Origin of the sequence: Mesorhizobium sp. M0590 (genome assembly GCF_040320905.1) — a bacterium.
Classification (GTDB): domain Bacteria; phylum Pseudomonadota; class Alphaproteobacteria; order Rhizobiales; family Rhizobiaceae; genus Mesorhizobium.
Genome location: NZ_JAMYQN010000004.1, coordinates 313,278 through 335,567 on the forward strand (window position 1 = coordinate 313,278; position 22,290 = coordinate 335,567).

19 protein-coding genes are annotated in these 22,290 nt (G+C 62.7%); 10 read left to right on the forward strand and 9 right to left on the reverse strand.

From position 1 onward, the window contains the following. Positions 1-4: 4 nt before the first annotated feature. Positions 5-436: a hypothetical protein gene (locus NKI52_RS10250; protein WP_352568901.1), complete on the forward strand. Its 432-nt coding sequence runs from the start codon at positions 5-7 to the stop codon at positions 434-436. Positions 437-484: 48 nt separating this feature from the next. Beyond that, complete coding sequence (locus NKI52_RS10255) at positions 485-1,765, forward strand: energy transducer TonB family protein (RefSeq protein ID WP_352568902.1); 1,281 nt, start codon at positions 485-487, stop codon at positions 1,763-1,765. Between the two features lie 169 nt (positions 1,766-1,934). Here NKI52_RS10255 and putA read toward each other — a convergent pair whose 3' ends face one another. Beyond that, positions 1,935-5,546, reverse strand: a complete 3,612-nt coding sequence (gene putA / locus NKI52_RS10260; RefSeq protein WP_352568903.1) for a bifunctional proline dehydrogenase/L-glutamate gamma-semialdehyde dehydrogenase PutA — start codon at positions 5,544-5,546, stop codon at positions 1,935-1,937. A 162-nt stretch (positions 5,547-5,708) separates the two neighbouring features. Between putA and NKI52_RS10265 the strand changes: the two genes are divergently transcribed. Continuing rightward, a complete protein-coding gene (locus NKI52_RS10265) occupies positions 5,709-6,161 on the forward strand; it encodes an Lrp/AsnC family transcriptional regulator (RefSeq protein WP_352568904.1) in 453 nt (150 codons plus the stop codon). Positions 6,162-6,363: 202 nt separating this feature from the next. Here the strand turns inward: NKI52_RS10265 and NKI52_RS10270 are convergent, their stop codons facing one another. After that, a complete protein-coding gene (locus tag NKI52_RS10270) occupies positions 6,364-7,563 on the reverse strand; it encodes a cytochrome-c peroxidase (RefSeq protein ID WP_352697831.1) in 1,200 nt (399 codons plus the stop codon). A gap of 7 nt (positions 7,564-7,570) precedes the next feature. Then, positions 7,571-8,017, reverse strand: a complete 447-nt coding sequence (locus NKI52_RS10275; RefSeq protein WP_352624626.1) for a FixH family protein — start codon at positions 8,015-8,017, stop codon at positions 7,571-7,573. A gap of 157 nt (positions 8,018-8,174) precedes the next feature. On the opposite strand from NKI52_RS10275, the gene NKI52_RS10280 reads away from it, so the two are divergent. After that, positions 8,175-9,104, forward strand: coding sequence for a sugar kinase (locus NKI52_RS10280; protein ID WP_352624592.1), 930 nt, complete (start codon positions 8,175-8,177; stop codon positions 9,102-9,104). Here the strand turns inward: NKI52_RS10280 and NKI52_RS10285 are convergent. From NKI52_RS10285 to NKI52_RS10295, 3 genes are all read right to left on the reverse strand, one after another. Further along, positions 9,097-10,098, reverse strand: coding sequence for an NADP-dependent oxidoreductase (locus NKI52_RS10285; protein ID WP_352624594.1), 1,002 nt, complete (start codon positions 10,096-10,098; stop codon positions 9,097-9,099). The genes NKI52_RS10280 and NKI52_RS10285 overlap by 8 nt on opposite strands. Positions 10,099-10,130: 32 nt before the next feature. Then, on the reverse strand, positions 10,131-11,051 hold the full coding sequence (locus tag NKI52_RS10290; RefSeq protein WP_352697832.1) for an alpha/beta fold hydrolase: 921 nt from the start codon (positions 11,049-11,051) through the stop codon (positions 10,131-10,133). Positions 11,052-11,137: 86 nt separating this feature from the next. Beyond that, positions 11,138-11,953, reverse strand: coding sequence for an oxidoreductase (locus NKI52_RS10295; RefSeq protein ID WP_352587764.1), 816 nt, complete (start codon positions 11,951-11,953; stop codon positions 11,138-11,140). Positions 11,954-12,060: 107 nt separating this feature from the next. Between NKI52_RS10295 and NKI52_RS10300 the strand changes: the two genes are divergently transcribed. Continuing rightward, a complete protein-coding gene (locus tag NKI52_RS10300) occupies positions 12,061-12,645 on the forward strand; it encodes a TetR/AcrR family transcriptional regulator (protein ID WP_352587761.1) in 585 nt (194 codons plus the stop codon). Between the two features lie 12 nt (positions 12,646-12,657). Here NKI52_RS10300 and NKI52_RS10305 read toward each other — a convergent pair whose 3' ends face one another. Beyond that, a complete protein-coding gene (locus NKI52_RS10305) occupies positions 12,658-13,707 on the reverse strand; it encodes a LacI family DNA-binding transcriptional regulator (RefSeq protein WP_352697834.1) in 1,050 nt (349 codons plus the stop codon). Positions 13,708-13,853: 146 nt separating this feature from the next. Here NKI52_RS10305 and NKI52_RS10310 point away from each other — a divergent pair, with 146 nt between their 5' ends. The 5 genes from NKI52_RS10310 (at position 13,854) to NKI52_RS10330 (ending at position 18,662) form a co-directional block, all read left to right on the forward strand. Continuing rightward, complete coding sequence (locus tag NKI52_RS10310; protein WP_352568912.1) at positions 13,854-14,894, forward strand: ABC transporter substrate-binding protein; 1,041 nt, start codon at positions 13,854-13,856, stop codon at positions 14,892-14,894. 127 nt (positions 14,895-15,021) lie between these two features. Continuing rightward, on the forward strand, positions 15,022-16,059 hold the full coding sequence (locus NKI52_RS10315; protein WP_352568997.1) for an ABC transporter ATP-binding protein: 1,038 nt from the start codon (positions 15,022-15,024) through the stop codon (positions 16,057-16,059). After that, complete coding sequence (locus NKI52_RS10320) at positions 16,056-16,943, forward strand: ABC transporter permease (RefSeq protein WP_352568914.1); 888 nt, start codon at positions 16,056-16,058, stop codon at positions 16,941-16,943. Before NKI52_RS10315 ends, NKI52_RS10320 begins: the two co-directional genes overlap by 4 nt. Further along, on the forward strand, positions 16,936-17,727 hold the full coding sequence (locus NKI52_RS10325; protein ID WP_352568915.1) for an ABC transporter permease: 792 nt from the start codon (positions 16,936-16,938) through the stop codon (positions 17,725-17,727). Before NKI52_RS10320 ends, NKI52_RS10325 begins: the two co-directional genes overlap by 8 nt. Positions 17,728-17,741: 14 nt before the next feature. Beyond that, positions 17,742-18,662: a phosphorylase family protein gene (locus NKI52_RS10330; protein ID WP_023676454.1), complete on the forward strand. Its 921-nt coding sequence runs from the start codon at positions 17,742-17,744 to the stop codon at positions 18,660-18,662. A 499-nt stretch (positions 18,663-19,161) separates the two neighbouring features. On the opposite strand, the gene NKI52_RS10335 is transcribed toward NKI52_RS10330, so the two are convergent. Beyond that, positions 19,162-19,644 carry a GNAT family N-acetyltransferase gene (locus tag NKI52_RS10335; RefSeq protein ID WP_352697837.1) on the reverse strand — a complete coding sequence of 161 codons (483 nt, stop codon included), beginning with the start codon at positions 19,642-19,644 and terminating at the stop codon, positions 19,162-19,164. Positions 19,645-19,831: 187 nt separating this feature from the next. Next, entirely contained in the window at positions 19,832-21,568 is a 1,737-nt protein-coding gene (locus NKI52_RS10340; RefSeq protein WP_352697839.1) for an adenylate/guanylate cyclase domain-containing protein, read from the reverse strand. Positions 21,569-22,290 lie beyond the last annotated feature (722 nt).

Consider the following 22,290-nt stretch of genomic DNA (forward strand, 5'->3'; position numbering starts at 1 on the left):
GACAATGACAGGCATGACGGCATCCCTTCGTCTGTTCGCCGCGGTGCTGGCAATATTGCTTGCGGCGGCTCCGGCATGGACACAGCAGCAAGCACCGGCGCTGATCCTCGAGCTCAATGGCGCGCAGCCTTCCGACAAGGGCTGCCGCCTTACCTTCGTGGTCACCAACAATCTCGGCGCCGGTCTTTCCAAGGCGGCGTTCGAGATCGCGCTGTTCAACGGGGCCGGCGTTGTCGACCGGCTGACGGTACTCGATTTCAAGGAGCTGCCGGCAGGCAAGACCAAGGTGACGCGTTTCGATCTTGCCGGCACGGATTGCGGCAAGGTCAGCCGCGTGTTGATCAACAGCGCCACGGAATGCGCCGGCGCCGAGCCGAATGCCTGCATGCGCGGGCTGAAGACGCAGACCAGGACCGGCATCGCCTTCGGGGTCTGAATTTTGGGACCGGAACCCGCATTCGCACGAAACCCCGTCGCGTGGCCATTGGCCGGTTTCCTGCCGCCGGAACCGGACGATCCGGATTTCGCCATCCCGCGCGGGGCGCTGCGTGTTTCGCCGCGCGACAGGCCGGAAGACAGTTACATCGCCGATGCCGACGGCGACTTGACTGCGGTACCTATGGAGCCATTGCGGCAGGCACGACAGACGCGGCGGCGCCGCAACTGGACGGTGGCGATCGCCTGCTCTTGCGCATTCCACGTGGCGGTGGCGCTGGCCTTCCTCACGCTGCCGGACGACCGGCCAAGCATCGAAGGTGCCGACCAGCAAGGCGAAATGCTGCTCGGCGCCGACCCGCAGCAGGCGGCCGGCGATGTCGGAGACGATCCGGAAGTGGCCAACGTGACGATGGTGACCATGCTCGACGCCAAGCCGGTCGAAACGGTCGAGGCGCAGGCGGCCGCGGCAGAGGAGACGCTCCAGCCGGTCACCGATGCGGCGGAGACATCGGACAAAGAAGTGGTTGAGCCGGTCAACGAGGCCGCCATGGAAACCGCTGCCGTTGCCGACCGGACTGAGCCTGCGCAACCTGTCCAGCCGGCGCGCCAGGACCCATCGCCCGACGTTCTTGCGACCGACAGGCTGGTGCCTGCCGACGACAATGCCGTGCCGCCGCCAGTCAGCGCGGCCGAAACGGCCGAGCCTGCCGAGACAAGCGCACCGGCACCAGCCGACCCGGCGCCGGCCGAAACGGTTGAGACGGCCGAGACCGTCGTCGCGGCGGAAGAACCGAGGCCGAACAAGCCTGAGCCCAGGCAGCCGAAGAAGGCAACCGCAAAGAGCAAGCCGGCCAGGAAGGTCGAACCAAACGAGCCTGAAAAGCCGGCCCTGCGCAAGAAGGCGGGCAAGGCTGCGGCCAAAGCCGACACCAAGAAGAAAAAAGCCGGCTCCGGCGGCCGTGACGAAACGGATGTCGCGCGCGGCATGGCCGACGCCAGGAAGGACGGCAAGATCCTGACCGCCAGCAGGGGCGGCAAATCAGGCATCGGCAATGCAGCCGTCACGAACTATCCCGGCAAGATCAGGTCAAAACTGGTGCGGGCCTTCAATTCGACACGCACGCGCGCCACCGGCACAGCTACGGTTGCCTTTACCGTCGGCTCGAACGGCAGCGTCCGGTCGGCCAGGCTGACGGGCAGTTCGGGTGTTGCCGCGCTGGACAAGGCCGCACTCGACGCAGTCCGCCGGGCTTCTCCCTTTCCCCCTATTCCAGACGGAGCCGGTCGCTCGGCCTGGCAGTTCGAAGTGCCGCTCGGTATCAGATAGCTATCGCTCTCATCAGGCATCAAAGTCGGCGCCGCCCCGGGGAGAAGGGGCGTGGACGCAACGCTGGCGACCCCTCTCCCCGTTCTTCACAGCGAGAGGGTAAGGGTGAGGGACAGCGCAACCCCAAGCGATTTGCCCTGCCCGCGACACGCGAGCCCTGGCGAAACCCTCAGGCCGCGGCCAGCAGGCTGGCATTGCCGCCCGCCGCCGTGGTGTCGACGCAGACTGCGCGCTCGTGGGCGTAGGCGGCCGGATAATAGACTTCGCTGATCAGCGGCACGATCGGGCCGGCGCGCTCGGCGATGACCTTGCGCACGATGCGCGCGGCCTCGGGCGTGCCGGAAAAGGCCACGACATCGACCCGCAGCGAGCGCGCTTCGACCGGGTCCGGCCGGCCGTCGATCGCCGCCAGCGGCAGGCCCTTGCCGGTCAATGATGAAAGTGCCGCCGGCGCGCCGGGTGCGACGGCGAGCACGGCATTGCCGGCGGCCAGCGCCTGGATCGTCTGCGCAAGCAGCGTATCCGCGTCGGGACCGAGGCACAGCACGCGCCCGCGCGGCGACAGCGACAGCGTGTTGGCCTCGCCGGTCGGCCCGGGCAGGTCGACCTGGCCGAAATCGATGCCGGCGGCAGTGCCGATAGCCGCGGCACCCTTGCCGCGCAGATGTTTCCTCAGGATGGCGACGCGATCCGGCCGCGTCGACCAGCCGCCAAAGGCCGGGTCCGGCAGATTGTCGGCGAGCTCGGTCGCCGTCACCTTGCGGCCTTCGGCAAGATGGGTGCCGGCTTCCGGCCCCTTGCGGAAGCGCCGGAGATAATGTGGGCCACCGGCCTTCGGCCCGGTGCCGGAAAGGCCCTCGCCGCCGAACGGCTGCGCGCCGACGACGGCGCCGATCTGGTTGCGGTTGACGTAGATGTTGCCGGCATGGATGCCATCGACGAAATGCTGGGCGCGGCCTTCGATGCGGGTGTGCAGGCCAAAGGTCAGGCCATAGCCTTTGCGGTTGATCGCAGCGATCACCGCATCGATCTCGTCGGCATCGAAGGTGGCGACATGCAGCACCGGCCCGAACACCTCGCGCTCCAACTCCTCGATGCCCTTGACCCGAAAGACGTGCGGCGCAACGAAGCGGCCGTCCTTCGGCGCTTCGAGCTTGGCGATCAGCCGGCCCTGCAGGCCCATTTTGGTGCAATAGTCACGGATCGACGCTTGCGCCTCGTCATCGATGACCGGGCCGACATCGGTCGATATCCGCCACGGGTCGCCGAGGCTGAGCGCTTCCATCGCGCCTTTCAGCATCTCAAGCATCTTCTTCTCGACGTCCTTCTGCACGTAGAGAATGCGCAATGCCGAGCAGCGCTGGCCGGCGCTCTGGAAAGCGGAGGCGAGGATGTCGCGCACCGCCTGTTCGGGAAGTGCGGTGGAATCGACGATCATGGCGTTGAGGCCGCCGGTCTCGGCAATCAGCATGGCGTCAGGCGCGGCGGTGTCGGCGAGCTGCTTTTCGATTAGCTTGGCGACCTCGGTCGAGCCGGTGAAGCAGACGCCGGCAATGCGCGGATCGGCGGTCAGCGGGCCGCCGACCGTGGGGCCGTCGCCGGGCAGAAGCTGGATGATGTCTTCCGGCACGCCGGCCTCGCGCAGCAGCTGGACAGCGCGGAAGGCGATCAGCGGCGTCTGTTCGGCTGGCTTGGCGATCACCGAATTGCCGGTGACGAGTGCCGCTGCAATCTGGCCGGTGAAGATGGCGAGCGGAAAATTCCACGGCGAGATGCAGGCGATGGCGCCGCGCGCCTCGGTGCCCGCCTCGGCATTGGCGGCCTCGGCCGCATAGTAGCGCAGGAAATCGACCGCCTCGCGCACCTCGGCAACGCCGTCGGCGAGCGACTTGCCGGCTTCGCGGGCGGCGAGCGCAAAGAACTCGACGGCGTTCGCCTCGTAGAGATCGGCCGCCCGGTTGAGGATGGCAGCGCGCTCGGCGACCGGGCGTCTTGCCCATGCCGGTTGTGCCTCGACGGCGATGCGCACGGCGGTCTCGACCTGCTTGGCGCCGGCCTCGCTGACCGTGCCGACCACTTCCGAAGGTTTCGCAGGATTGACCACCGGACGCTGCTTGCCGTAGCCGGCGGCGCGGCTGACCGGCTTGGCGTGCCAGCGGTCCGGCCCGGCGAACTCGGCCCTGGCCTTGTCGATCGCCGCCAGCGTCGGCGTGTCGGTGATATCGAAGCCCTTGGAATTGCGCCGGCCGGGGCCAAAGATCGCCGACGGCGGCACGATCGCCGGATTGGCCGCGGGGCCTTGTTTCTCCACCGTGTCGAGCGGGTCGCGAGCAATATCCTCCGGCTCGACTTCCTCGTCGGTGAGCTGGTGGACAAAGGAGGAATTGGCGCCGTTCTCGAGCAGCCGGCGGACCAGATAGGCGAGCAGGTCGGAATGAGCGCCGACTGGCGCATAGATGCGGCAGCGCGTGCCTTCGGCCTTGCGCACCGTCTCGTGCAGTGCTTCGCCCATGCCGTGCAGCCGCTGGAACTCGAATGTATCGCGCTCCGTCGTCATCGACAGGATGGCGGCGACGGTGTGGGCGTTGTGGGTGGCGAATTGCGGATAGATGCGGTCGGTCATCGACAAAAGCTTCTTCGCGCAGGCCAGGTAGGAGACGTCGGTGTTGGCTTTGCGGGTAAAAACCGGATAGCCGTCGAGCCCGAGCGTCTGAGCCCGCTTGATCTCGGTGTCCCAATAGGCGCCCTTGACCAGCCGCACCATGATGGTGCGATCGTATTTCTTCGCCAGCGCATAGAGCCAGTCGACGGTGAAGGCCGCGCGCGGACCGTAGGCCTGGACGACGACGCCAAAGCCGTTCCAGCCGGCAAGCTCCGGCTCGGCCAGTACCCGTTCGATGACGTCGAGCGACAGGTCGAGCCGGTCGGCCTCCTCGGCGTCGATGTTGAGGCCCATGCGCGAATGGCGCGCCGCCAGCGCCAGCGACCAAAGCCGCTCGGCCATGACGGGCAGCATCTTTTCCTTCTGCGTCACTTCATAGCGCGGATGCAGCGCCGACAGTTTTACCGAAATGCCGTGGTTCTGGCGGATGTCGGGGCCGTTGGCGCCGGCATCGAGCGAAGAGATCGCATCGGCATATGCCTTGAGGTAGCGCAGCGCATCGGCCTCGGTGCGGGCCGCCTCGCCCAGCATGTCGAAAGAATAGAGATAGCCCTTCTGCGTCATCGGCCGGCCGCGCTTGACCGCCTCGGCGATCGTGCGGCCAAGCACGAACTGCTCGCCCATCTCGCGCATGGCCGCCGCGACCGCCTTGCGGATGACCGGCTCGCCGAGCCGGCGCACCATGGCGCGCAGCGTGCCTTCGATGCCGCCCTCGCCTTCGTCGAGCACGCGGCCGGTCAGCATCAGCGCCCAGGTCGATGCATTGATGAAGATCGAGCTCGAGCCGCCCGAATGCGCCGACCAGTCGTGCGGCGCGATCTTGTCGGCGATGAGGTCGTCCATCGTCTCGGTGTCGGGCACGCGCAGCAGCGCCTCGGCCAGGCACATCAGCGCCACGCCCTCCTTGGTCGAGAGGCCATAGGCGGACAGGAAGACCTCCATCAGCCGCGGATCGGACGAGCCGCGCACCGCCCGCACTAGATCGGCGGCACGGGCCGAAATCGCCTTGCGGTCTTGCGCGGACAGCCCGGCCGCCTCGGCCAGCCGCTTCACCGCCTGGTCTTCGTCGGGCAAATAATTAGCACGGATCTGCTGGCGGATGGTGTCGAGCGCTGGCATGGCGGTCCTGTAGAGCGAGCATAAGGGAGCGGGCCGGCGGTCACCGGACCGAACGGCGCAAGCTAACATAAGTAGGGATTGCAGTCGGTCCAAAGAAGTCGACAGAACAGATCGATCGATCTATCATTAGGACTGATCACCTCCAATTCGACCAGGAATCCAGTGACAGAAGACCAATTGGACCGGATCGACAGGAACATCCTGTCGGCTCTGGGCAGCAATGGCCGGCTTTCCATGTCGGACCTGGCGGCTAAAGTCGGCCTGTCGAAGACGCCGGTGCAGGCACGAGTCAAACGGCTGGAGAAGGACGGCTTCATCAGGGGCTACCAGGCGATCATCGACCGTGAGCGCATGGGCGAAGGCCATGTCGCCTTCGTCCAGGTGAAACTGTCCGACACCCGCTCGGCCGCGCTCGACGCCTTCAACCGCGCCGTGCAGGCGGTGCCGGAGATCGAGCAGTGCCACATGATGGCATCGAGCTTCGACTATCTGCTGAAGGTCCGCACCACCGACATCGCCGCCTACCGCCGCGTGCTTGGCGAGCGCATCTCCGCCCTGCCGCACGTAGCCCAGACCTCGACGTTTGTCGCGATGGAGACGGTGAAGGATCGGTAGGAAACGCCGGCGGGACAGCGCCCCCCCTCTGTCCTGCCGGACATCTCCCCCTCCAGGGGGGAGATCGGTTGTCACTGCCGCTTTCGCCAATCTCTAAACGTCGCAGGAGTGAACGGCGCACCGAAGCTGCCAATCTCCCCACTAGAGGGGGAGATGTCCGGCAGGACAGAGGGGGGCGCGAAGGATCGCTACCCCGCCACCCTCACTCCGCCAGCGTCTTCAGGAACGCCACCAGCGCCGCGCGTTCGCGATCCGAAAGCTGCAGCGGGTGGACCTCTGACACACCCTCGACACTTGCCGGCGCCTTCGAATAATGCGCCACCACCTCGTCCAGCGAGGAAAACTGCCCGGCATGCATGTAGGGCGGACGGGTGGCGGCACCGCGCAGCGACGGCGTCTTGTAGGCGCGGACGAGTTCCGGCCCGGTCTTGACCATGAAGCGCAACTCGCGGCAGGCGCTGGCATCGCCGTCGCGAAAGGCGCCGAAACAGTTGAACGGATCGGCCTCGACCTGCGCCACCGCCTCGACGCGGCCGCGATCCGGCGGCAGGCCCGCGACCGGCGGCACGCCGGTATTGTGGAAGCTGCCGTCGGTAAAACGCGGGCCGTTGTGGCAGGTCACGCAATTGGCCTTGCCGATGAACAATTTCAGGCCGAGGATTTCCTCCGACGAAAAGGCGGCGTCGCCTTTCGGCTCGGCGCCCGCAGCCAGGTCGAGGGCAAAGCGGTCGAAGCGTGTCTGCGGCGGCGCGATCGAGCGCTCGAAGGCGGCGATCGCCTTGCCGATATTGGCAAAGACGCGGTTGACCTCCTCGGCTTGGCTGGCGGGCATGGCGTTCCAGGCCGCCTTCTCGGCATCGGTGCCGAACGGGCCGGCATTGGCCGGCACGCCCGAAAGGTCAGGCAGCGGCCCGAAGATGCGCTCGTAGCGCTCGCCGAAGCGGGCCTTGATGTAATGCACGAAGGCGGCGCGGTTGCCGGCCTGCTCCAGCGGATTTTCGAGCGGTGTCAGCGCTTGCGCCCACAGGCTGTCGCGCCGCCCGTCCCAGAAGAACCAGGGATCATGCGCGACGCCGGCCAACGGCATGGTACGACGGTTGGTGCGGCCGACGCCGACCGCTTGCGGCAGGTCGTCCTGGAACTGCCGGTCGATCTTGTGGCAGGTCGAGCACGATACCGTGCCGTCGCCGCTCATCCCGGTGTCGAAAAACAGCGTCGAGCCGAGTGCCGCGGCGGCCGGCACATCGGCGAAGCGATTGGTGGTATCGGGCTTCAGCGGCGGCAGCTTGGACAGGGCCAGTGAGGCGATGGTCTGCTTTTCGGCATCGGAAAACTCCGGTCTGCCGCAGCCGGCAAGCACGGCCACCACCACCAACGCGAGAAGACTGGGAAACCGGCTCATCAGTGGCTCACAGCACCACATTGAAGACGACAGTGTCCGAACCGGCCGCAGCGGAAATGGCAAAATGCAATTGCCACCACCCGCTCATCGTGAATTTCACGCCGTCGATGCGATAGCGTCCCTCGCCGAGGTAATCGGTCGCCTGCGGGCTGGTCGGCAGACCGTGCTTGTGCTGCGGCATGCCGCCGGAAATCGTTATCGCAGCACCTTCCACCGGCGCACCCTCGACGGTTTTCAGCGTCAGCAGCCAGGATTCCATTTCGCCCTGCCGAATGACGCCCTTCTCGGGCTCGAAAGTCGCCGCGAACAGCTTGTTCGCCGTCGTCTTGGAACGGCCTACATCCGAGCTTGGTTGCGGCGCACGCGGCGCCGTCAGATAGACGATTGCCAGCACGCCGGCGAGCAAGGCAGCCAGGCCGAGGCCTCCAAGAAGATAACGCCATAACGATGCCAAACCCATTCCTGTTCTGCGGATAACGTTTCGCTGGGCAGATCGCGTCCCACGCCCCTGTGGGAAATCGCGCCCAGTGCAAGAATCCGCCGTCGCCAAGCATGGCGCTGCCGGCTGCAAAAAGCTACAGCACCGCAATTGCAGGATGGAGGAGTACTTCATGGCAGGAAACGGCATCGCCTCGATCGGCGAGTGCATGCTAGAGCTTTCAGACCAGGCCGGGCCGAACTGGCGCATGGGCTTTGCCGGCGACACGTTCAACACTTTGTGGGCTCTGCATGCCTTGAGCGGCGAGCGGCCGGCGACCTATGTGTCGGCCTTCGGCGACGACCCGTTCTCACGCGACCAGATCAAGTTCCTGGCCGAGAGCGGCATCGGCATCGGCGCCAGCCCGGTGATAGCGGGCGCCCGCCCCGGCCTCTATGCGATCACGCTGACCGGCGCCGAACGTTCTTTCACCTATTGGCGGGCCGATGCGGCCGCAAGGCAGTTGGCTTCGGACCCAGCCGCTTTGCAGAAAAGCCTTGAAAACCAGGCGCTTGTCTATTTTTCCGGAATCACTTTGGCAATCCTCGACGACGACGCCCGCGAGGTGCTGCTGACGGCCGTGGCCAAGGCGCGCGCGGCCGGCTCGCTGATTGCCTTCGACCCCAATTACCGGCCGCGGCTATGGCGCCAAAGCGAGGAAGCGCAGGCCGCGATCCTCGAGGCGCTCGCCGTCGCCGACATCGCGCTCCCGACCTTTCCCGACGAGCAGATGCTGTTTGGTGATACGACACCGCAGAAAACAGCTGAACGGCTGCGAAAGCTGGTCGGCGAAGTCGTCGTCAAGAACGGCGAGGAACCGGCGCTGATCGCGCAAAACGGAACCTTGCAATCGGTGCCGGCGGTACACGTCGCCACCCCGGTCGACACCACCGGGGCCGGCGACTCCTTCAACGGCGCCTATCTCGCCGCTCGCCTTGCCAGCCATGCCCCGGCAGAGGCGGTGCTGCGCGCCCATCGCGTCGCCGCCGCCGTCGTGCAGGTGCGCGGCGCCCTGGCGCCGTTCGAGACGCTCAAGGCTGCGTTCGAGGCAACTGCTATCTGACCTTGATGACGACCTTGCCCTTGGCGCGTCCTGTTTCGACATAGGCCAGAGCGTCATTGGTCGCTTCGAATGGAAAGACCCGATCCACAACCGGGCGGATCGCGCCGGCTTCGATGAGAGCGGTGATTTTGCTCAGCTGATCGCCCTGCGCCCACATGAAAAGGAACGAAAACTGCACGCCACGGCGCTTGGCTTTGGCCCGAATTCCGCGACTCAGGAAGCGCAGCACCAGCCTCAGCATCAAGTTCAGTCCCTTTTCCCTGGCAAATTCGGGATCCGGTGGACCGGAGATGGAGATGAGCTTGCCACCCGGTTTCAGCACGCTCAGGGATTCTTCCAGTGTCTTGGCGTCCTGGCTGTTCAAGACGACATCGTAGCCCGACAGAACTTTCTCGAAGTCGTCTTTCCTGTAATCGACGACGACATCGGCGCCGAGACTTTTGACCAGATCGGCACTCGCCGCGCTCGCGGTTGTCGCAACGGTCGCGCCGAGGTGCTTGGCTAACTGAATAGCAAATGTCCCGACGCCGCCGGAACCAGCCTGAATGAAGACCTTCTGTCCCTTCTTCAGGTTTGCCCGTTCGATGAGCGTCTGCCAGGCGGTGAGACCGACCAGGGGAATCGACGCCGCCTCTTCCATACTGAGATTCTCGGGCTTCAAGGCTACGTCGGCCTCATTCACGGCAATGAATTCGGCGAATGTCCCAATCCGGCCATCGCGCGGCCGCGCATAGACCTCGTCGCCTGCCTTGAACTTGCTGACTTTCGATCCCACGCGGATAACCTTCCCAGCCACGTCGTGGCCCAGGATGAAGGGCCGGCGGTAGGGCAGGATGAGCTTGAATTCCCCGGTTCTGACCTTGGAATCGAGCAGGTTCACCCCTGCGGCATGGACCTCGACCAAGACATCGCTGTCGTGGAGCTCCGGCTCCGGCATTTCGGCCAGCCGCAGGGTGCCCTTTTTATTATACTTATCGACAACGAATGCCTTCATGGCAGTTACTTTCTAAGAATGTCTGTTGCTGTTCAGGACGAAACAAGCCGAACGTTTTCAGCTGCATAGCCGCCCTGCGGCAAGGCCTCAGCCTCGAGGAAGGACAGGGCCTTCGGGACAAAATCGGCGTAGTTCTGAAATACCCCGCCATGCCCGGCATCCGGATAGATGACCAGATGCGCCCCAGGGATACGCCCGGCGAGATCGTAGGTATTGCTGCTCGGCACCATCCTGTCCTGGTCGCCATTCGCAACCAAAGTGGGAATGCGGATGGTGCTCAGGTCTTGAGGCGCCTGGAGTCCATAGGCCTTGATCGCCTTGAGTTGCGCGCCGAACGCGCTCAGCGATACCGCTTTGTCCCGGTTATTCCGGCGCTCTTTCAACCGTTGCAGAAATGCGTTTGCGGCACGGCGGCCATTCGGCGTTCTTGTGAAGAAGAGATAGTACTTCGGATCCCGAAAAGTCAGCGCGCCCTTGATCATGTCCACGATCGTCAGCGGCGTCACCTTGTCGATGCCTTGCCCACCGGCCGGCCCCGTGCCAGCCAGGATGAGTTTGCGCACAAGCTTGGGCTCGGTCAGCACAATCTCTTGCGCCACGAAGCCGCCGAGTGAAAAGCCGAAGAGATCGACTTCTTCGAACCCCAGCGCCCGGACAAAGGCGACCGCATCCCGCGCCATGCCGAAAATGGTCGACGGAGTTTTGCCACCCGAAGCACCGATGCCGCGATTGTCGAAGGCAATTACCCGCCGGGTCGCAGCGAGGCCATCGACGATGCGCGGATCAAAATTGTCCAGCTGAGCAGCCGGATGGTTGAGCAGGATCACCGGCACGCGCGTCCTGGGCCCGAGTTCCCTGTAAGCAAAGGCTGTGCCGCCGACATCGACCGAGCGCGTTGGTGCGTCCTGGAACAACGCCGGTGAACGCGGCGACCGATTGGATCTATGTGTCATGCTTGGCGCCTCCGTTTCGTAGGGCCTGGCCAAATGTGTCGTAGTTGCTAGTCGCATGTGCGTGAAATCCTCTGCCTCGCCGTTATTCAGACCGGCAGTCGGAACTGCTTGCGCAGGCTCTTGTCGAAAATCCCCGCGGGGGCAAAGCGGCGCAGCAGGCTGACCTGGCGCGCTGCCTTGCCAGCGGTATAGCGCCGCCGCGGACGGGCATCGGTCGCTGCCTTGACAACCACATCCGCCACCACTTCCGGCCGATCGGCCTTGGGCATCACATCGCCCAGCAGCGCCTTGAGCCCGGCTCGAGCCCGATCGTATTCCTTCAACAGCGAATCCGGCTCGATGCCGTTCTGGTCGAAGACGGTGCGGACGAATGCCGGCTCGATGACGGAAACGCGGACGTTGAAGGCGCGCACCTCGTGGTCGAGCGATTCCGAATAGCCTTCGAGCGCGTGCTTGACCGCCGAGTAATGAGCTGAGTATGGCGCGGGTACCAGTCCCAGAATCGAGCCGATATTGATGATGCGCCCGTCGCCGCGCCGCCGCATCGACGGCAACACCGCATTGGTCATCCGCATGACGCCGAACAGATTGACGTCGAATAGGGCTTGTACCTGTGCGACCGAGGATTCCTCGGCGCCTCCTAGCAGACCGACACCGGCATTGTTGACCAGGAGATCGATCCGGCCGGTCTGCGCGAGCACGTTGGCAACGAGCGCATTGACGGCCGCATCATCGGTCACGTCGCATGCCAGCATGGTCACTCCGCCCGGACCATTACTGGTCTTGCGGCGACTTGTCCCGAAGACAGTGAAACCCGCCCGCGCCAAGGCCTCGGCGCTGGCGCGGCCGATGCCCGAGGAGGCTCCGGTCACGATTGCGGTCTTTTCAGAATTCCCATTCATTTTTGATGTTCCAGGTTCGAGAGGTCTAGCTTATTTCCACGAATTGAATTATGGTCGTAATATCAGATTATGAGCATAATGCAATAGCAGGACAGGAAAGAAAGACCATGCGCTACGAAAAGGGCCGAAAAGACGCGTCACGCAGCCGGATCATGGAGGTCGCCGCCGAACGTTTTCGATCTGACGGCATCGCGGCGTCCGGGCTGGCAACCATCATGAGCGACGCCGGGCTGACGAACGGCGCCTTCTATCCGCACTTCCAGTCGAAGGCGGAGCTCGTCCGTGAAAGCGTGGCGGCGGCCTTGGACGCGCAGTCGCATCAAGTGCAGGAAGCGTTGGACGCCGGCGGCCCGGAAATGGCCATAGAGGCATATCTGTCGGCCGAGCACCGGGACAATCCTGGAAAGGGCTGTGCTTCGGCCGCGTTGTTGCCGGAAATCGCGCGGCAGCCGCCTGAAACGCGAGCCCTCTATGCCGAGCGCGCTCAATCCCTGGTGCGCCAGATAGCTGAAGCTCTGCCGCAGACGAACGATCCCGAGGGCGCTGCGTTGGGCATGTTTGCAACGCTCATCGGCGCGCTTCAACTCGCGCGCGCCGTGGAAGGGACGGAATTGTCGGATCGTATCCTTGCGGCGGGAGCAGTTGCCGCAAAGGCGCTGATCCGGCCGGTTCAAGACGAGGTGGCCCCCTGAGGGCAGCCCGGATTATTCGGCCGGCTCGAATCTACCTTGCACCAAGACTGTCTCCACCGGCCCAAGCGGATTGATGATCCGGCTCTCCAGGACTTCGATAAGTTTGCGTCCAACACCCGCCATATCCACGGAATGAACTCCGATCTTTGCCGGCAGGAAGCGTGCCAGCCGCGTGCTGTCACGGGTGACGATGTGGACGTCGCGGCCTGGTGTAAGACCCCGCTTGCCGAGAGCGTGCAACGCTCCCAGAAGGCCCAGTTCGTTGGCGCACGCCAGGCCCGTTGGCGGATATGATGACGCCAGCAAGCGATCGAACCAGCCTGCGCTCGATTCCATGGTGAACATGCCATGACCGATCAACGATTGGTCGATCGGAATACCGGCCTCGGCCATTGCCCTTCCATACCCGGAAAGACGCATGGCACTCGCCTGGTCCTCCGGAACGAGAAGTTGCAGCGCAATGCGTCGACAGCCCTTATCCATGAGCCGCCGGGTCGCCTCGTAGGCAATCTGTTCATTGTCGACATCGACATAAGGATACGCGATATCCAGGTCGGTTCTTCCAAACGCGACGAACGGCATGCGTTTATCCAGCAGCAGCTTGACGCGCGGATCAGCCGACACCAGGCGCGTGATGACCAGGCCGTCTGCGCTGTGCGCCTGAAGCTGCCGCTGCACACTCTCAACGGGATCGTCGTCGGGAGTGGTGGAATAGATGGACAGACTATAACCGGCTTGCCGCGCCGCCAGCGTCATGCCTTCGATCAAAGGAAGCTTCAACAAATCGGACAGATGGTCTCGTGTTTCCATCGGGAGTACTGCCGTCAGCGTCTGCGTTCGACCGGTTTTGAGCGCGCGACCATGATGATTTGGTAAATAGCCGACCCGCTTAGCCGCCTCCTTGACGCGGGCTATGGTCGAGGGCTGCACCTCCGGCCCATCCTTCAGAGCGCGGGACACCGTGGTCACCGAGAGGGAAAGTTCCGCGGCGATCTGCTTTAGATTGGCCATTGTTCGCCCGACTTCATTTGCGAAAGCGCCGGCTGATTTGCTGACCGCCATAACGTTACCGAATTCGACATCCCGGTCAATCGAAACTCCCGTAGGAAGCAGCTTGACTCCAGCGCATTGAGATGCAATCGTAACGTTACGATTACAAAATAATGGCTCTTTTGAGCGATGTTTGATAAAGTTGGGGAGGAGAACCTATGTCTTGGCTACGCATTTCCTTAACAGCATTCGCAATCTCGGCTGCCCTGCCCGTTCATGCGCAAACAGTCACCATCACGACCGCAGGTGGGGATTATGGTAACGCCATGAAGGAAGCCATGTGGGGCCCTGCTGCAAAAGAGCTTGGCTATGATGTCCGCGAGGAGACCCTAAGCGACGGCCTGGCCGCCTTGAAGATGCAGGTCACCTCGGGTGCGGTCACGACCGACGTCATTCACCTGGGCTCACCGGAAGGTGCCCAGGCGGCCGCACAATCGCTGCTGGAGCCGCTCGACTACAAGATCATCGATCCGAAATCCGTGCCGGTAGGTGCAAAGTCCGACTACTGCTATCCGTTTGACTCCTATGGCACCGTCATGTCGTGGAACACCAAGACCTATGGCGAGAACCCGCCGAAGACGTGGGCGGAATTCTGGGATGTTGCCAAATTTTCTGGCCGTCGCGCGTTGCGCGCCAATGCGCAAGACTCGATCGAGATCGCGCTTCTCTCCGATGGCGTGGCACCGGCGGACGTCTATTCCGTGCTCAGCACGCCGGAAGGGCTAGAGCGCGCCATCAAGCGGCTTGAAGCGATCAAACCAAACGTCGCCGTGTGGTGGACCTCGGGGGCTCAGTCCGCGCAGTTGCTGAAAGATGGTGAGGCGGATTTGGTCATTACCTGGAACGGACGGGCCCAAACCGTGAAAGCCGATGGCGGCGCGGCTGACTACACGTTCAAGGGTTCGGTCATCGGCACGGACTGCCTTGGGGTGCCGAAGGGAGCGCCGAACAAGGAGGCCGCCATGAAACTCATCGCAGCGATGACGCAGCCCGCGCGGGTTGCCAAGCTGACCGATTTCATTGCCTACGGCCCCGTCAATCCTGCGGCATATGAGGGTGGCCTTATTCCCGAGGACCGTCTGAAGACCCTTGCGACCGCGCCTGAAAATGCTGGCACTTCGGTGTTTTCCAATTCAGAATGGTGGGTCAAGAATGGCGAGGCTGCCCAAAGAGCCTTCGATGAAATGATGGCCCGCTGACTCTCAGCTCTAACGCATGTCGCGCAAAAATGTGCAGCGCGCGACAACGACATGCATGAAAACAAGAACCTAAAGCGCGTCGCGTGAAGCCAGTCGAACGCGACGCGCTTCAAGGCTGGAGCACATGATGAAGTCGCTCGCGATCACCATCGAAAGCGTGCACAAGGCTTATGGGTCCTACGTCGCACTGGATGATGTTTCGCTCGACATCCAGGCTGGCGAATTCCTCACGCTGCTAGGGCCATCGGGATCGGGCAAGACCACGTTACTCATGGCTCTGGCCGGTTTTGTCCGGCCGGATTCCGGTAAACTTTTCTTGGGCGATCGAGACATCACCCGCCTGCCGCCCAACAAACGAGACATCGGCATAGTATTCCAGAATTACGCCTTGTTTCCCCACATGAATGTCATGGCGAACGTCGCGTATCCGCTGGTGCTGCGCAAGGTACCGAGAGCGGAGGCGCGTCAGCGGGCGCTTGATACCTTGGCCCGCGTGAAGCTGGATGGTCTGGCGGAGCGCAATATTGCCGCACTATCCGGCGGCCAACGTCAACGGGTGGCATTGGCGCGGGCTATCGTCTTCGAACCGCGCGTGATGTTGATGGACGAGCCGCTGTCGGCGCTCGACAAGAACCTGCGCGAGAGCATGCAGTATGAGATCCGGCGTCTGCATGATCATCTACGGATCACCACAATCTATGTAACCCACGACCAGCGCGAAGCGCTGATTATGTCTGACCGGATTGCGGTGATGAATTCTGGCCGCATCCAGCAGATAGATACGCCGCAGCGGATTTATGATCGTCCATCGACCCGCTTCGTCGCGGAGTTCATGGGCGAGGCCAACATTGTGGCCCCGGGCTCAGCGCGCAGAATCGACGGCGCCGAAGCATCACGCGAAACTCTGATGATCCGCGCCGAAAGCTTCCATCTTGATGCGAAGCTCGTCGGGGGAGACGGAGTGGCTCTCGAAGGAATACTGCGCGCCAAAGCGTTCCGCGGCGAGAACTGGCTTTTGACGCTGGCGCTTGACGGCGGGCAAGAGGTTCTTGTCTGCATTCCGGCAGCGCTGGCCGGCGGCTGCGCCGAGCTTGCCGCCGGTCAGCGGATGACCGCATATGCACCAGCAGCGAAGGTTCACGCGATACCGGGAGCGATGGCGTGATCGTCGTCCGGGACCCGGCGCTCGCTGCGGATGCGCGGCGCGAGCGGCGGTTTTTTCTTTCACTTTCGCTCCCGGCGCTGTTCATCGTTGGACTGGCGGCGATACTGCCCATCCTTTGGATCATCCGGCAATCCTTCCTGACCACCGGGGGTGAGTACACCGTCGGCAATTACGAGAAGGTCCTTTCGAGCGGACTGACATGGTCGGCGCTCGTCACGACCCTCGAACTGTCCTTGGGTACGCTGGCGGCCTGCATTGTTCTCGGTACCCCTCTGGCGCTGGCTCTGGCCAGCATCAGACCAAGGCTGGCCAACGTGCTCATGGCGTTCGTCATGCTGCCGCTGTGGACCTCTATTCTGGTGCGTACCTATGGTTGGCTCGTGCTCTTGCGGCGCGACGGCCTGATCAACGCGGCTTTGACCGGTTCAGGCCTGACGGCGGAGCCATTGCCGCTGGTCTACAACTTCACGGGAACGCTCATCGGCATGGTGCACTACATGCTGCCACTTTTTCTGCTGCCTGTTTATGCTGCGATGCGCGATATCGACCCAAATCTCATTCGCGCGGCTGCGAGCATGGGAGCCACTCTCAGGCAGGTCATCCGCACAGTCATTATGCCGCTTTCGGCGGGCGGCATCTTCTCGGGTTCGATCATCGTCCTCATCTACGCCATAGGTTTTTTCATCACGCCGGCGGTGCTTGGCGGCGGCAAGGTAAATCCGCTCTCTACCCGGATCGAGCGTACACTATCGACCTTTCAGGACTGGGGATCGGCAAGCGTCCTGGGCATTCTGCTCCTCGTACTTATGGCGCTGATCGGTGTGATGTTGCTGGCGGCACGCCGTCTGGTGGCCCAGAACACCGTGGAAGCCTCCCATGCTTGAAGCCTATCCGCAAAACAGGCTCGCCCGCATTTTGCTCTGGAGCTTTGCCGCTCTTATCATGGCATTTCTGATGCTGCCGACGCTCGTGGTGGTGCCGCTTTCCTTTTCGGCGTCGAATCTCCTCGAGTTTCCGCCGCACGCCTACTCGTTGCGCTGGTACGAGAACTTCTTCGGCTCGGCAACGTGGATGGCCGCGCTCAGAACGAGTTTGATCCTTGGGACGTTGACGGCGTTGATCGCGGTGCCTTTCGCGCTGCTCGCCTGCATTTCAATGAATCGGCTGGGCGGAAAGACCGCTGCGGCCATCCAGAGCGTCCTGCTGACCCCCTCGATCACCCCAGGTATCCTGCTTGCGATCGGTCTCTTCTTTGTGTTGGCCGCACAACATCTGATCGGAACGCTATTCGGTGTGCTGGTCGGACATGTGGTGCTGGCCGTTCCGGTCGCCTGCATTGTGTTGCTACCCGCTCTCGCCCGCTTTGACTGGAACCAGGTTCAGGCGGCGCGCAGCCTCGGTGCAAACTGGGCCAGGTCCATTGGCGGAATCATCGTTCCGCAACTTCGGATCAGCTTGCTGTCGGCGACATTAATGGCGTTCCTGACTTCGCTCGACGAGTCCGTGATTTCGATCTTCATCGCAAGTGGTCGCAATAGCACGATGCCGAAGCTTATGTTCCTGTCGCTGCGCGATCAGATCGATCCGACCATTGCGGCGATCTCGACATTGTGGACCGTCATCGTCGTGGCCGTGGTCCTGATTGTGACCCTTCGCCAAAAATCCTGACCGAGACTGGAAACATGCCCACCAATTACCATGCAGCCGACGATCTGACGGATCATTCGACGGACATCCCTCAGGTAGGGTTGGCCATCATCACCGGGTCGGCAAACTGGGGGCTTGCCTTCCCGGAAGATGTCGAATTCGATGGTGTGCGCACCTTGCGGCGCGACATGAGTTTTGAAACACCTTTCGGTCGCACCGACAACTGGAAGCTGCTCGAGTTCGATGCGTCGATCACAGCGGAAGGGAGAGCAAAACGCGCGCTGTGCATGTATTCGCACGGCAATCCCCGCGACCGTATCGACCATTCCTGCCATCGCCGCGCGTTCTGGGTATTGATGCGGGCGGGTGTACGGCAAGTTCTCGCCTGCTCGACTGTAGGCGCCGTCAACAAGGCGATCCAGCCGGGCGACATGGTGGTGACCGCCGATATCATTGAACTGACGCAGACCCCGTTTTCACTGCTTCCTGACCGCCAGAGCTTCGACTGTTCGGGCAAGCAAATCGTGTGTCCAAGATGTGCGGCGGTTCTGGTCGAAACGGCCCGCCGTCATTGGCCAGCCGAATGCCGCGTTTATGGCATCGAACAGCAGTTGGTGGCTGCCCATTGTTATGGGCCCCGGCTGACAACGCCTGCCGAAGCCTTGGCATATCGGGGCATGGGGGCGGATGTACTCAACCATTCCATCGCCCCTGAGGCGACCTTGTCGCGCGAGATCGGCGCGTGTTTCGTGCCTTGCGCGTTCGTGACGGCGGGCTTCAACGACTATATGGATCGCAATCGCCAGAAATTGCTGCAGGAGGACGTGCTGCCCAGTCTCTCCATGACAGCCTCGCGGGTCGCGCTGGAGACCGCCGCGCGACTTCCCGCTGATCCGGAATGCTCCTGTCACGGCTTGAAGTCGCCTCAGCCGAAAGAACGCTCCAGCCGGTTCTGAGACGACCTTGGTGCGCCGGATAGCTGAAGCTCTGCCACCGACCAAGAATCCCGAGGGCGCTGCATTGGGCGTGTTTGCGACGTTCGAAACGCTGAGGGCCGCGTTTGAGGATTAGGGTCAAAACTCAATCAGACTGGCTGCCGCCAATGGCCCAGATGGGCGGAACTTGCCGTTTGAATTAGTCGGCGGGAATGAGCACAGAGCGCCATTTGCTGACAATCATGGCGCTTCACCATTGCGGTCGTTCTCGCTACGACCTGATGCGGACCCGAAGCGGATGGTCGTTTGATCCGGTTAAACTCAACGCGCCACCCTACCACGTGCGCCATCTCGAGACGTTCGCGAAAACCTCCACGTCGGTCGCGACTCGACCATGGAGCGGAAGTACAGGCGAAGTACTGTTTCGTTCGAGATGGCCTGGTTCAATCTCCAGCATCCTCCTCCTGCCATACTGGCCGGAGCGAGTGCCGGCCGCGAGCGAGTGGCCTTTGAGCGTAGCTCAGAGCGTCTTGCTCATCATCAGGATCGGAACCGGAGCGCCGCCATGGTCATCGACGAATTTCTCGGCGGGTTGGTAGCCGCAGGCTCGATAGAGCGGCTCTCCTGCCATCGTGGCTGCCAGATCGGCACGGCGGAAGCCCTCAGCCTTAGCGGCACGTTCACACAGCGAAAGGATAAGGCGGCCGACGCCTCGCCGGACAAAGTCCGGATGCGTATACATGGCTCTGATACGCGCCGCGTCCGTGGCTGGATCAAGCAGTGCCGCGTTGCGTCCCGGTGACTGATCACCACCATACATGGTCGGGCGCCGGCTCCAGCCACCGCACCCTGCCAGGACGCCGTCGTGCTCCACGACGAAATAGGTGCCATCATCGACAAGCTGCGTGTCCAGCCCCATGATTGCGCGGCTGGATCGGATCTGGTCATCGTCGAGAAACGGTTTCTGGAGTTCGGAGATCGCTGCATCCATGAGCGCAATCATGGAAGCGAGGTCCTCGCGTCGCGCTATCCGGTGCCGAAAGTCTTCACTGGCCATGTTCAAGCACACCGTGAGGCGAAACAAACGCACGATATGGCGAATTTCGTTCCGTCAGAAGACCAAATGTTCGCTGCTGCGGCAGCCCTTGGGACGCCTGTCGACAGCAGGCCGAAGGTATAGCCAATGACAGTCATTCTGGCAGCCCCGCCATGCGATAGCCCTCCACGATATGCCGTCGCACGTCTTCGGCTGGGAATGGCTGCGAATCCGACCAGTGCCGGATGGTGAAGTGCGGATTGCTTATCATGAACATTTTCGCCTCCCAGCGCGCTTCCTCCAAACGGCCAAGTTGCGCAAGGCTTGCTGCAAGCAGGCGTCGTGAAGTCGTGCGATAGGTTTCGGGCCTGCTCAGCGTTTGGATCGCGGATTCGTAGTCGCCCATGGCATATTGGGCCTGGCCCAACATCCAGTAATACCAACCGGGCGGGTGAGGGTTGAGTCGCAGTGCCCTGCGGACCTGCTCTATGGCTTCGGCAGGTCGCCCCTTTTCCGTCGTCAACTCGGCCTGCATTGCCCAAGCGTCGGCGTGGTTGGGGTCCAGCTCGTGGGCAGCATCGAATTCGGCATCCGATTCCACCCAGCGACTCTCATGTCCCAGTATGACGCCCAATACCCATCTGTTCCCGGCGTCGTTCGGGTCGAGTTCGACCGCCAGCTGTGCTTCGGCGAGCGCTCTTGCGCGGTTGGGGTCCATCGGTTCGTCCCAGAACTCCCAGCCCAGCCAGAGGTTGAGTGCCAGCCAACGGTGCGCCTCCGCGTATTCCGGGTCGAGCGCGATTGCCCGGTCTAGCAGCAAAATGGCCTCTTTCGCGGTGAGCGCCGTTTGCAGGCCAAGGGCCCGGGCACGCACACAGAGATCATAGGCCTCCAGGTTGCTCGGTCTGTTGCGCGCCGGCGCGGTGGTCAGGCGGCCAACCAGAGCCTCGACAATCTTGCCGGTCACCTCGTCCTGAACGGCGAAGATATCTTCTAGACTCCGGTCGAATCTTTCGGCCCAAAGGTGGTCACCCGCGATCGCGTCGATCAGTTGGGCGTTGATACGCACCCGTCCAGCGGCCCGCCGTGCACTACCTTCAAGAAGATGGCGAACTCCCAGTTCTCGCGCGATGCGACGCACATCCACGTGCCTGCCTTTGTATGCAAATGCCGAGTTGCTGGCGATGACGAACAACTCGCTTGTCCTCGACAGATCCGTGATCAAGTCTTCGGTGAGGCCATCGACAAATGCCTCCTGCTCCGGATCATTGCTCATGTTCATAAAGGGGAGGACGGCAATGGAGGGCTTGGCGGGGAGCTGCAGAGGCGCTTTCTCCGCGAGCCCGCCATCGTCCGATGCGGTCGACAGCCGGATCCGGTAGACAGACACTGGTTCGGTGACGTTCTTGATCGCTTGCGGACCAAGTTCGTCGAAGCCGCAATCGAGCTTCCGCTTGACTTGGTCGTAGACGCTGCCGGACACACAGACATCTCCTGCCCCGGCCATTGCCTGGAGCCGCACTGCGACAATGACGCCGTCGCCGAACAGATCGCCGTCCTCGACAACGACATCGCCCAGATTGATGCCGATATGCAGGTAGATTCTCCGGTCGGCGGTCACACCCTCGTTTGCGGCCGCCATCCGCTTCTGAAGGTCCACGGCGCATGACACGGCGTTCACCGCGCTTCCGAACTCGACCAGAACGCCATCACCCATCACTTTCACAATACGGCCATGACGGTCGCGGACGAGTGGTTCGAGGATTTCCTTCCTCCTCCTCCTTAAAGCGGCCAACGTTCCTTGCTCGTCCAGGTCCAGAAGTCGACTGTAGCCCACCACGTCGGCAGCCAATATGGCGGCAAGGCGGCGTTGGGCGCGTTCTTCGGCCATTTCGCGTTGCTTTCATTGAAAGCAGAAAAGCGAATTTTATGCCGCCCATTTCAAAAGTCTATCAGGCTGACTTCGAGGCTCGATCGTCAAGCAGCTACATAGGGTGATCGCGCCTGTCGATTGTCCCCATTGGGGCCACGACTTGCCCTTGGGGATCGTCTTGGAGAAGGTCAGCAAGGGATCAGTGCCGATTGCCGCGAATGTCGGCTATCGGGCAGTGAAATGGGCTGACGAAGGGCAGCTCAGGGTCAGATCGCGTCATGCGACGCTCGCAACTGATCGACTGCAAGGGTCGGAACTCGGTCGTCTTAGAGTGATTTGGGTTTTGGCGGCTAGAGCGACCCGGCATGAGGTGGTCCGGACTGTGAACGAGGGTGTCGGCAGAGCGCGTCTCATAGGGGGCCACAAGCCAGTGCCCCGCCGCCGACAAACACCGGCGGGCGGGTGCCTCGGGGACACGATGGTAGATTGCCAATGCGTTCGCGGGTGTGGCCTTAAGTCGCAAACTATTGGCTTCAGAAGCAGGGCGTCGGGCTTCATTGACGGTGCTACCAACACCATATGGTCCGTAGCCCTCCCAAACGAGAGAAGCTCGCCCCGACGGGTCGCACTGCGGCCGTCAGCCGGCAATTGCTGTAGTTGTGTGCGTCAAGTTCTGCAAAATGGCGTGGCATTGCGGTGACGTCGGCGTGTCCGCCGCGCAGCCCCCGTGTTTAGCGGAG

Coding starts and splice junctions, on each gene's coding strand:
- NKI52_RS10250 (WP_352568901.1), top strand. CDS start 5: ATGACAGGCATGACGGCATCCCTTCGTCTGTTCGCCGCGGTGCTGGCA.
- NKI52_RS10285 (WP_352624594.1), bottom strand. CDS start 10,098: ATGAAGGCATTCGTTGTCGATAAGTATAATAAAAAGGGCACCCTGCGG.
- NKI52_RS10315 (WP_352568997.1), top strand. CDS start 15,022: ATGAAGTCGCTCGCGATCACCATCGAAAGCGTGCACAAGGCTTATGGG.
- NKI52_RS10335 (WP_352697837.1), bottom strand. CDS start 19,644: ATGATTGCGCTCATGGATGCAGCGATCTCCGAACTCCAGAAACCGTTT.
- NKI52_RS10340 (WP_352697839.1), bottom strand. CDS start 21,568: ATGGCCGAAGAACGCGCCCAACGCCGCCTTGCCGCCATATTGGCTGCC.
- NKI52_RS10280 (WP_352624592.1), top strand. CDS start 8,175: ATGGCAGGAAACGGCATCGCCTCGATCGGCGAGTGCATGCTAGAGCTT.
- NKI52_RS10300 (WP_352587761.1), top strand. CDS start 12,061: ATGCGCTACGAAAAGGGCCGAAAAGACGCGTCACGCAGCCGGATCATG.
- NKI52_RS10325 (WP_352568915.1), top strand. CDS start 16,936: ATGCTTGAAGCCTATCCGCAAAACAGGCTCGCCCGCATTTTGCTCTGG.
- NKI52_RS10295 (WP_352587764.1), bottom strand. CDS start 11,953: ATGAATGGGAATTCTGAAAAGACCGCAATCGTGACCGGAGCCTCCTCG.
- NKI52_RS10330 (WP_023676454.1), top strand. CDS start 17,742: ATGCCCACCAATTACCATGCAGCCGACGATCTGACGGATCATTCGACG.
- NKI52_RS10290 (WP_352697832.1), bottom strand. CDS start 11,051: ATGACACATAGATCCAATCGGTCGCCGCGTTCACCGGCGTTGTTCCAG.
- putA (WP_352568903.1), bottom strand. CDS start 5,546: ATGCCAGCGCTCGACACCATCCGCCAGCAGATCCGTGCTAATTATTTG.
- NKI52_RS10305 (WP_352697834.1), bottom strand. CDS start 13,707: ATGGCGGTCAGCAAATCAGCCGGCGCTTTCGCAAATGAAGTCGGGCGA.
- NKI52_RS10310 (WP_352568912.1), top strand. CDS start 13,854: ATGTCTTGGCTACGCATTTCCTTAACAGCATTCGCAATCTCGGCTGCC.
- NKI52_RS10270 (WP_352697831.1), bottom strand. CDS start 7,563: ATGAGCCGGTTTCCCAGTCTTCTCGCGTTGGTGGTGGTGGCCGTGCTT.